General features: G+C 57.5%; 7 protein-coding genes and 1 pseudogene. 2 read left to right on the top strand and 6 right to left on the bottom strand.

Annotated elements, in window-relative coordinates:
• A pseudogene (locus FHX16_RS31185) lies at positions 1 to 82 on the top strand (IS5/IS1182 family transposase); the annotation flags it as partial.
• On the opposite strand, the gene FHX16_RS31180 reads toward FHX16_RS31185, so the two are convergent.
• From FHX16_RS31180 to putA, 6 genes are all read right to left on the bottom strand, one after another.
• On the bottom strand, positions 70 to 624 hold the full coding sequence (locus FHX16_RS31180) for a mechanosensitive ion channel family protein (protein ID WP_259132199.1): 555 nt from the start codon (positions 622 to 624) through the stop codon (positions 70 to 72). The pseudogene FHX16_RS31185 and the gene FHX16_RS31180 overlap by 13 nt on opposite strands.
• 81 nt (positions 625 to 705) lie before the next feature.
• On the bottom strand, positions 706 to 1,107 hold the full coding sequence (locus FHX16_RS31790; RefSeq protein WP_405049350.1) for an adenylate/guanylate cyclase domain-containing protein: 402 nt from the start codon (positions 1,105 to 1,107) through the stop codon (positions 706 to 708).
• Positions 1,108 to 1,765: 658 nt separating this feature from the next.
• Entirely contained in the window at positions 1,766 to 3,496 is a 1,731-nt protein-coding gene (gene poxB, locus FHX16_RS31175) for a ubiquinone-dependent pyruvate dehydrogenase (protein WP_183863856.1), read from the bottom strand.
• A gap of 186 nt (positions 3,497 to 3,682) precedes the next feature.
• Positions 3,683 to 4,462 (bottom strand): sulfite exporter TauE/SafE family protein, encoded by a 780-nt coding sequence (locus tag FHX16_RS31170; protein ID WP_259132197.1) that lies wholly within the window; start codon positions 4,460 to 4,462, stop codon positions 3,683 to 3,685.
• Positions 4,459 to 4,611: a DUF1127 domain-containing protein gene (locus FHX16_RS31165; protein WP_259132195.1), complete on the bottom strand. Its 153-nt coding sequence runs from the start codon at positions 4,609 to 4,611 to the stop codon at positions 4,459 to 4,461. Before FHX16_RS31165 ends, FHX16_RS31170 begins: the two co-directional genes overlap by 4 nt.
• 610 nt (positions 4,612 to 5,221) lie before the next feature.
• Positions 5,222 to 8,929 (bottom strand): trifunctional transcriptional regulator/proline dehydrogenase/L-glutamate gamma-semialdehyde dehydrogenase, encoded by a 3,708-nt coding sequence (putA, locus tag FHX16_RS31160; protein ID WP_259132193.1) that lies wholly within the window; start codon positions 8,927 to 8,929, stop codon positions 5,222 to 5,224.
• 120 nt (positions 8,930 to 9,049) lie between these two features.
• Here putA and FHX16_RS31155 point away from each other — a divergent pair, with 120 nt between their 5' ends.
• Positions 9,050 to 9,520 (top strand): Lrp/AsnC family transcriptional regulator, encoded by a 471-nt coding sequence (locus FHX16_RS31155; RefSeq protein ID WP_183863854.1) that lies wholly within the window; start codon positions 9,050 to 9,052, stop codon positions 9,518 to 9,520.
• Positions 9,521 to 9,754: the final 234 nt, after the last annotated feature.

The raw sequence follows: 9,754 nt of genomic DNA, 5'->3' as shown, positions 1-9,754 counted from the left end.
TACTCGCTACGACAAGCGCCCGGAAAACTATCTCGCAGCTGTCAAACTCGTCGCGGCAAGGATCTGGTGTCAGAGTTTATGAGTCGACGGCCTAGGATAAGGTCGGCCGAGATTGAGTGCGATACCGGAAAAGACGTCGTTCATGGTGCTTTGGAGGGCGAGCCCGAGAACAATGGCGAAGACGCCCGACGTGACGATGACGGTGCCTACTGGGAGACTGAATACGAAGGCAATGACGGCGAGGGCTGCGCCAAGATAAATGATCCCAACCAGCAGATCCTGGATAAGCCGCCCTTCCCTGGGCTTTTGCTCGACAATCAAAAAGAGCCGTACCGATGCGACGAGGACCGTTGCCCCGGCAAAGCACCATGTCGTCTTCGCGATCCCCAGAAAGGTTCGCCGGGCCAGATCCGTCGTAGCGATGTCGGCCGACCATGGCGTGACGCTGTCTGCCACAAGCGTAGCGGTCAAGACAGCAAAGAAGACAAAGTGCACAACGAACCTTAAGGCGGGCCGCCCCTGCACCAGAAATCTTGTGATAAACATCACGATGACGAGCATCGCGTACTGGCAGACCGGATCGTGCGCCAGTCGCTCGACTTGCCAGGAAACTTGCTCGACCATATTCTCAAATCCTTGATTTACAACTTGCGCCAGAAGGTGAATATCATCTCGTGACCGACCGGGACCGCTTCTCCTAATTCTTCAACGAGAACGGCTCCATAGATCTGGAAACGCCTCGTGCGTGTGACAGCCAACCGATGCCGCGTTCGCCCTGTTGACTGCGTCCAGCGACTGAGCGAAGTTTGAGGACAGAAGAATGTCGGTCGATAGCGGATGGCAAAGCCCAGCAATCCTGCTGGCCTCGTTCACAGTGCGGCCCAGCACCGTGAAATCGAGTCGGGCGGGGCTACCGATGTTGCCATAGAACACTTCTCCAACATGCAGCCCCACAGAGACATCGGTTGTCGGCCGGTCCTCGGCTGAACGGCGGGCGTTGAGCGAGGGAATTGTCTTTCGAAGCGCAGCGTAAGCTTGCAAAGCTGCCCCGCATGCCTCCGACGCAGTGGGAGCGTTAAAGATACTGAGTGTTCCATCCCCGATCATGGCGTGCCCTTCAGGTCTCGGAGAAGCCTAGGAGGGGCCAACTCCGCTGTCCATGATACCATGGTGTGAAAAACGCCTGAAGGTGAGGAGATCAGCAAGCAACGCCTAGGGTCACATTGTAAGCCTGGATTGTAGGCTCGAAATCATGTCGACAAGATCTCCTGAACGGCTGGGATCGAAAATCACTGTCATCGCCAGGATGATGGACACGATGCTTCCCACGACAACAGAAATAGAAGTTATGACGGACGGCTCCAGGTCGTCCGAAGCGGGTCTTCTCGACTGATGCTCGAGCTCATAGACGGGAACTCGGCGGGGAATATTCGAGTTTGCGGGTATTGCAAGGCGTGTGGATCTAGGAGCGCCCTTCAATGAGCCCGCGTCTCGCGTAGAGGATAGTTCTGAAATTTTCATCTCGTTTACCGAAGGTAATTTAGCTTCCCCTCACCTAAGCCTCGCATAGGTGGCTCGCAACGCATCCTTAGGTATCAATTTAAGGGAACGACTTTTCAAACTGTGGGCACCGTGTGGTGTGGTCCTCGAATATTAGAGCGCCTCGCGCGCGATGCGCTAAACAATGATCGGCGGGCGAAGGGTTGCTTCCTAGCCGCCGATCATTGTTTTAGTCGAAGATGTTGAGATGAGTTCGGGCGCTTTCTCATCGACGGAGGAAATTCGATACGGTCAGATCAAGCAATTGATTGCCCTTGCCGTTCATTACGGCCTTCAAAGCCCAAAGGCTGAATCCCTTAACTTGTAGGGCCTCGATCTTTGGCGGCATCGACAGCTCTTCCGTATTGGTGACGACATCGAGAAGTGCCGGGCCGTCATGTGCAAGAACATCCGCGAGCGCCCCTTCCAAGTCAGCCGGGTCCTCCACTCGGCACGCGTGAACGCCGACGGCATTCGCCATCGCTGCAAAATCGGGATTATTAAGGCTGGTACCCGTCTCCAGGAGGCCGGACGCCTTCATCTCAAGTGCAACGAAGCCCAGTACGGAGTTGTTGAAGATGACGATCTTCACCGGAAGGTTCTGCTGAGCCAGCGTAAGAAAATCGCCCATCAGCATGGCGAAGCCTCCGTCGCCCGAGAGACTGATGACCTGCCTGTCTGGAAAGGCAGCCTGCGCGCCGATTGCTTGCGGCAATGCATTCGCCATCGACCCATGCACCAGGGAACCTATCATTCTGCGCCGCCCATTCATTTTCAGATAGCGTGCGGCCCATACTGTCGGGGTACCAACGTCGAATGTGAATACCGCGTCGTCGGAAGCGAGTTCGCTCACCAACTTGGCTAGATATTGCGGATGAATCGGCTTGCGGCCCGGCGTGCCGGTCGCGAGATCGTCAAGTCCTTCGCGAGCCTCTCTATAATTGGAGAGGCTTGTTGCCAGGTGGACCCCATCGGACTTCGGTTCGAGCTTTGGAAGTAGCGCTGACAGCGTCGCCTTTACATCGCCGACCAGGCCCATCTTCAACGGTGCCCGTCTCCCCAGATTTTCAGCCCGGAGATCAATTTGGATAATTTTGGCGCCACTCGGATAGAACTGCCGATATGGAAAATCCGTCCCGAGCATCAGCAATGTATCGCAGGCGAGCATCGCACCGTATCCGGAAGAAAAGCCGATGAGGCCCGTCATGCCGACGTCGTACGGATTGTCCCACTCGACATGCTCCTTGCCGCCGAGCGCGTGTACGACCGGAGCCTTTAGACGTTCGGCCAGCGCCACCACCTCATCGTGTGCGCCCTCGCATCCTCGCCCGCATAGGAGCGTGGTGCGCTGGCTCTCGGCCAGCACGCTTGCCAGGTTATCCAGATCGGCGTCCTGCGGAAGTATAACCGGCTCAGGAATCCGGATTCCCGCCGGATTGGAGATTGGAGCGGCGTATTCGGCAAGCGCGATGTCTCCCGGAATGACCACCACGGCGACGCCGCGTTTGGAAATCGCAGTCCGAACCGCGGTCTCGATTACGCCGGGAAGCTGGGCGGGATTGGAAACGAGTTCGCAGTAGTGGCTGCACTCCCTGAAAAGTTGATCGGGATGTGTCTCCTGGAAGTACCCCCGTCCGATTTCGACCGAAGGAATCTGAGCAGCGATCGCGAGGACCGGTACTCGGGAACGATGGGCGTCGAAGAGGCCGTTGATCAGATGAAGGTTTCCGGGACCGCAACTTCCCGCGCATACGGCAAGCTCTCCGGTTAGATGAGCTTCCGCTCCCGCGGCAAACGCCGCCGTCTCTTCGTGCCGCACATGGATCCAGTCAATGTCGCCGCGTCGCCGCATGGATTCAGTGATGCCATTCAGGCTATCTCCGACGACGCCGTAGATACGACGGACGCCGACGGAATGAAGCACTTCCGTGATGATGTCTGCTGCCTTTCGTGCCATTGCAGTCTCCTTGTCGTGCTGTGGTATTGACTGGTTTTCAACTGGCGATCGAATCAAGCGGGCAAGGCCGGCGGTCAGTCTGTTGGGGACTTAGGAGTTCCGTGGACATCGCCGCCAAATCGCCGATCGTATCCGCATCCGCCCTCTCATCATATGCCCGCAATGCCATTTATTGATCCGAGACATTCATACCAAGTACCCGGCAACACCGTCCCACAGAAGCCTCACAGCAGTCACAGCAAGCAGTGCGTAGCATGCGCGGAAGATCTGGCGTTGATCGAGACGTCCATGAAGTCGCCAGCCCATTCCGACACCACTGGGAACCGCGAGCAAGCATACGGCCATTAGCACCAGGTCAACACCTTCCGGCCGTACCAGCATCAACCACGGGACGGCTTTGGTGGCATTGCCGACCGTGAAGAAGAGGCTGGTCGTTCCCGCATAGACTTCCTTGGTCAAACCGAGCGGCAGCAGGTACATCGCAAGCGGCGGTCCGCCGGAATGAGCAACCATCGTGGTGATGCCCGACGCCAACCCGGCTGCAACAGCCTTGGGTGTCGATCGAGGCCGGATGGAAACGCCGCCTCCTCCCGCGAGCCACAGCCCAACGAAGATCAGTGTGACGACAGCCATGACGATTTCGATCGCATGATGGTCGAGAAAGCGGAAAAGCAGATATCCGCTCCCGATTCCGACAATAAGTCCGGGAAGCAACGGGGCGAGATCCTGCCGCGACCACGTGTTTGGCTTCCAATAGCGGAGCGCGTAGAGGTCCATGGCGACAAACAGGGGAGCGAGCAGGCCACCGGCGGTTACCGGATCCATCACGAGCGACAGCAGCGGGATCCCGACAATAGCGAATCCTCCTCCGAACGCCCCTTTCAGGAAGCAGATCAAGAAGACCCCTGTGAAAGCGACCAGAACGGTCATCAAGGTCAGATCTGCAGCGATTGGCTGGGTGGTCACGACCTCCTCCCTCGGCTGTAGGTATGCACCCGGCCGAAGGCTGCGGCCTCGATTTCAGAGCGCGCGAGACCGATGTCCTTCAGAGCATCGTCGTCAAGTTCGCGAAGTCTGAGCATGGCGGCCGAGCCGCCAAGATCAGTGAAGAACATGCGCGCCGCGGCTTGGGCGCCGTCCGGATCGAACATCCAGCCGTAGGCGAATGGGAACGACGCAGTCCGTGTTGTGCTCTGGCACGGTGAACCCCTCAGCGCAAGCCGGATTCAAAGGCTCTGTGAGCGAGCGGGCTCCTGGCCCACCCGTGGTACATGACGCACTCAATGCCGAGACAGCGAGGAAAGCGAACGCTGTGATTGGCTTGTGCAAGCGTTTCATGGAACCCTCCAAATAGAGCACCCTACAAAGCCTGACCGCCGAAATTTGCCGAACCGAAAGTCCCGACGTGACGCGCAAACCGTGTACTACTCGACAACACACACAGGCGTTCGATAGATTCTCGAAACTGTTGATGAAATTTTTCGGTCAGCCAGATGGAGCCGTCGGCCGCGGGGTTTCGGCAATTCAACTGAGGTTTTCTCTGAGGTGCGGGCTTCCGGCAAACAGCAGCAAAGCCACCCTGGACTGCCGTTCTCGCTGGCTCTCAAGAGGATCTGTTTTTTGCTCCGCAACCGAAAGCAAATATTTGCCGATCGCGTGCGATGTCGTCGAGGCAATCATCTACGCGGATCGGCTAACTGATCAATTCTAGCTGCCTCGCCAGTATCACCCGATCGACATCAGGCTTGCGTTGCCCCCTGCCGCAGCGGTGTTGATGGAGGTCGACACCTCCTCGAGAAGCCAGTTCAGGCAGTAGGCATCCGCATCATGCCTGAGCTCCGCTGGCGTCGCAGATTGTGTCAGTAGTAGTGGCCCTGGCATTGCTGCTATCTTCGACAGCATAGCGAGAACCCGCGCGTCCTCACCTTCGATGAGCGCTCCGGCCAATGGCTCGGAAATTGCTTTGGTTTCCTTCCAGTCAATGCGTGAGCCGACGCTGGCGGGAAGTCCTTTCAATGTTGGACGCAAGCCTTCATCGCAATCGATAACTGCGCTATTTCCGGTGGCGAGGACAACGGAAATCTGGCGGATGAGACCTGTGCTGGACCACGGCGCGCACAAGATCTTACCGCGAGGGTGAAGCGCATATAGATTACGCTCGCCCACCGGACCGGGAAGCTCCATTTCAAGTCCCAGAGCGGACTGGCTGCCAAGTTGCCGCGCGACTTCCGCATCTTCAGAAAGGCCCTGCTGTTCCAGCCATTTTGCAAAGTCCAGAAGCGAAGGATCGCTGTAGACCGAGCTGTGCTGTGGCGGAATGGGCGGAGATGAAACCAGGCGCCCGAGGTAGAGAGGCCCGCCTGCCTTGGGGCCGGTCCCGGATAGACCGCGACCGCCGAAAGGCTGCACGCCGACGACTGCGCCGATGACGTTGCGGTTAACATAAATATTGCCCGCTTTCACCTGCCTCGTCACATTTGCAATCGTTTCATCGAGGCGCGTATGAAGACCGAACGTAAGACCATAACCCGTCGCATTGATATCGTCTATCAGGCGTCCAAGGTCCTGGCGGCGCCATCGAATAACGTGAAGAACCGGACCAAACACCTCGCGTTTAAGCTGCGAAATGCTGCTGATTTCGATGATGGTTGGGGCGACAAATGTCCCCCTCTCGGTCGCTTCGGACAAATTCACACGTTCGACTTTGCAGCCTGCGCCGCTCATGGCCTCTACGTGCGCTTCGATTGTATCCTTGGCTTCGGCAGTAATGACCGGCCCTATGTCCGAGGCCAGGCGATTGGTATTGGCGATGGAGAGCTCCTTCAAAGCTCCTTTAAGCATCACCAATGTACGGTCGGCGATGTCTTCCTGCAGGCACAGAACGCGCAGTGCCGAGCAGCGCTGCCCGGCGCTGTCGAATGCCGAGGCAATCACATCACCGACAACCTGTTCGGCAAGTGCCGAGGAGTCCACGATCATGGCATTCTGGCCGCCAGTCTCGGCGATAAATGGAATCGGCTTTCCGCCCTTGGATAGTCGCTTGGCGAGCTCGCCCTGGATAATTCGCGCAACCTCTGTGGAGCCTGTGAACATCACGGCAGCGGCTTCGGGAGCTGTCACCAGAGCCGCCCCTACCCTTCCATCACCCGGAACCAACTGGACGACGTCAGTCGGGATACCGGCTCCATGCAGAATTCTAACGGCTTCGGCCGCAATCAACGGCGTTTCTTCCGCAGGTTTGGCTAGAACCGGGTTGCCTGCGACAAGCGCAGCAGCAACCTGCCCGGTAAAGATCGCCAATGGAAAATTCCACGGGCTTATGCACACAACGGGACCAAGTGGTGCATGAGAAGGACCGAGGGTGCGGCGCGTCTGCTCGGCGTAGTAACGTAGGAAGTCGACCGCCTCCCGGACCTCAGCGACGGCATTCAGCAGCGACTTCCCAGCTTCGCGAATGATGAGACCCAACAAGGTCTCCATTTTCGCCTGCATAGCGTCAGCTGCCCGCTCGAGGAGCGCGGCCCGCTCGGCAGGCTGCACTGCAGCCCAGGACGGCGCGGCTTTGAGTGCGATTGCGGCCGCAGCTCCGGCTTCCTCGATCGTTGCCTCGCGCACGGTCCCCACAATGTCCTGCCCGTCGGACGGATTGACGACGTCGCGGGACGGCGCAGCCTCCCTTTCATGGGTTGGCGCTGCCTTCCAACGTAGCGTTGCGCTTGCCTTCAGGCTCTCGGTCAGTTCCGCAAGCGTCGTTTCGTTCGAGACATCGATACCAGCGGAATTGCGGCGCTGACCGTAGAGGTGGCCGGGCAGTGCGATCTTGTCGTGCTTCAGACCAGGTACTTGCATTCCGGCGACAAGATCGACGGGATCCGCAACAAGCTCTTCAACGGAGACGCCCGGATCGGCGATCCGATTCACAAACGACGAGTTTGCCCCATTTTCGAGGAGCCGTCGCACGAGATAGGCGAGCAGTGTTTCATGTGTGCCAACCGGTGCGTAGATGCGGCAGGGACGGTTGAGGTTCTGGCGGCCGACGACCTCGTCGTAGAGCGGTTCCCCCATGCCATGAAGGCATTGGAATTCGTACTTCCCAACATGGAAGTCTGAACCGGCCATGTGATAGATTGTGGCAAGCGTCTGCGCATTGTGGGTTGCGAATTGCGGGAAGACAGCATCTGGTGCAGCCAAGAGCTTCTTTGCGCAGGCCACATAGGACACGTCAGTGTAAATCTTTCGAGTAAAGACGGGAAAGTCTTCAAGACCGTCGAGTTGAGCCCGCTTGATTTCGGCATCCCAATAGGCTCCCTTGACCAGGCGAACCATGATCCGGCGACCAGCGCGACGGGCAAGGTCAATGATAAAATCGAGCACGGACGGGCAGCGCTTGCCATAGGCCTGGACAACAAAACCCATGCCGTTCCATCCGGAAAGATCATCGTCGAGGCATAGTGTCTCAAGGATATCCAGCGACAACTCCAGCCGATCCGCCTCCTCGGCATCGATATTGAGGCCTATATCATAGGACTTGGCAATCAGGGCAAGCGTCTTAACCTTCGGCAGCAGTTCACTGACGACCCTTTCGCTCTGTGCTCTTGAATAGCGCGGATGCAAAGCAGAGAGCTTGATCGAAATCCCAGGCCCTTCATAGATACCACGCCGATCGGACGCTTTGCCGATTGCGTGGATCGCGGCTTCATAGTCCTTGTAGTACCGTTCGGCGTCGGCGCCGGTCGTTGCCGCCTCCCCAAGCATGTCATAGGAGTACCTGAAGCCGCGCTGTTCGAGTGGCTTTGCTCGTTGCAGCGCCTCGTCGATGGTTTCGCCAGTGACAAACTGCTCACCCATCATTCGCATCGCCATGTCGACGCCACGCCTGATAACCGGCTCGCCGCATCGTGCGATCAGGCGCGTGAGCGCAGCCGAAAGGTTACGATCGTTGACCGTCGCTGTGAGCTTGCCGGTTACCACCAGCCCCCAGGTTGCGGCATTGACGAAGAGGGACCGGCCGCCGCCCAGATGCGACTTCCAATCACCCTCGGCGATCTTGTCGCGGATCAGGGCGTCACGGGTAGCCGTATCAGGAATCCGAAGCAAGGCTTCTGCCAGACACATCAGCGCCACGCCCTCCTGGCTCGAAAGCGAATATTCGTGCACGAGGCCCTCAACGCCAGTACCCTTATGTTTGGCACGGAGTGCTTCAATAAGTCGACGCGCAGTCGTCGCTGCACCCTGGCGAACTTTTTCCGGGAGTGCAGCAGCTTCCACGAGAGCCGGAACGCAAACGGTTTCTGGAATACGGTACGCCGCAGTGATTGCTCGTCGCAAATCGCTTTGTGGACGCACCGCCGGTGCAAAACCCTCAAACGGATTGGCGCCACCAGTTACTAAGCTGTTGAGGTTGCTTGGCACCGTCTCGCTGGTGATCGTCATGTCTTTGCTCCAGGTAGAATCTTGACCAACACATAACAGGTCGTGCGAAGGTAATTTCACTTGAAATTGCCACCTCTGACCTCTAACTGCCCAATTTAGAGGAACAGTCGAGGGAAAATCGTGAGTACAGTCACAAACGGCAGGGAAATTGACCAATTCGATCACAAGATCATCGAAGCTCTTATTGCAGATGGTCGAATGTCGATAACCGATCTTGCCAAAAAGGTGGGCCTCTCTAACACACCCTGCCAGGTCAGATTAAAGCGATTGATCGAAGATGGCTATATCCTCGGCTTTCGTGCGGTCGTCGACTTGAAGAAACTCGGGAAGAACCACGTCGCATTCACGGAGGTGAAACTCTCGGATACGCGCGAACACGCGCTGAAGGCATTCAACATTGCAGCGCGGAGGCTGCAGGAAGTGGAGGAGTGCCACATGATCGCAGGCGCATTCGACTATCTGCTGAAAATCCGCACCTCCGATATTGCCAACTATCGCCTCGTGCTCGGAGAAAAGATTTCGAGCCTCCCTTTCGTTGCCAGCACCTCGACCTTCGTCGCCATGGAGGCCGTCAAAGAAAGCGGGGCCTGAGAGAACTACCACTCTTTTGGCCGCACTATTTCCGATCCGCCAAAATCGCGCTGTCCGCGATATCACCTATTACAACTAACGTCGGCCGGCGCGCATTGTCACCTAGCACTACTTTGGCAGGTTTTTAGCGGGCGGGTTATTTTGGGATTCCCATGAAAGGGTTTGCGTGATTCATGAGAGGTCGGCTTATGGAGGGCCGATCAATGGACGTGGACTGGCAAACCGATCTTGATC

It is taken from the genome of Rhizobium sp. BK661, assembly GCF_024808825.1.
Classification (GTDB): Bacteria; Pseudomonadota; Alphaproteobacteria; order Rhizobiales; family Rhizobiaceae; genus Rhizobium.
The sequence above is the reverse complement of the archived record's forward strand: the minus strand, read 5'-3'. Positions and strand labels throughout refer to the sequence as shown.

Bases quoted from the DNA above. Each gene is read 5' to 3' on its own strand.
- FHX16_RS31180 (WP_259132199.1), bottom strand. From the start codon at position 624: ATGGTCGAGCAAGTTTCCTGGCAAGTCGAGCGACTGGCGCACGATCCG.
- poxB (WP_183863856.1), bottom strand. From the start codon at position 3,496: ATGGCACGAAAGGCAGCAGACATCATCACGGAAGTGCTTCATTCCGTC.
- FHX16_RS31790 (WP_405049350.1), bottom strand. From the start codon at position 1,107: ATGATCGGGGATGGAACACTCAGTATCTTTAACGCTCCCACTGCGTCG.
- FHX16_RS31165 (WP_259132195.1), bottom strand. From the start codon at position 4,611: ATGTTCTTCACTGATCTTGGCGGCTCGGCCGCCATGCTCAGACTTCGC.
- putA (WP_259132193.1), bottom strand. From the start codon at position 8,929: ATGACGATCACCAGCGAGACGGTGCCAAGCAACCTCAACAGCTTAGTA.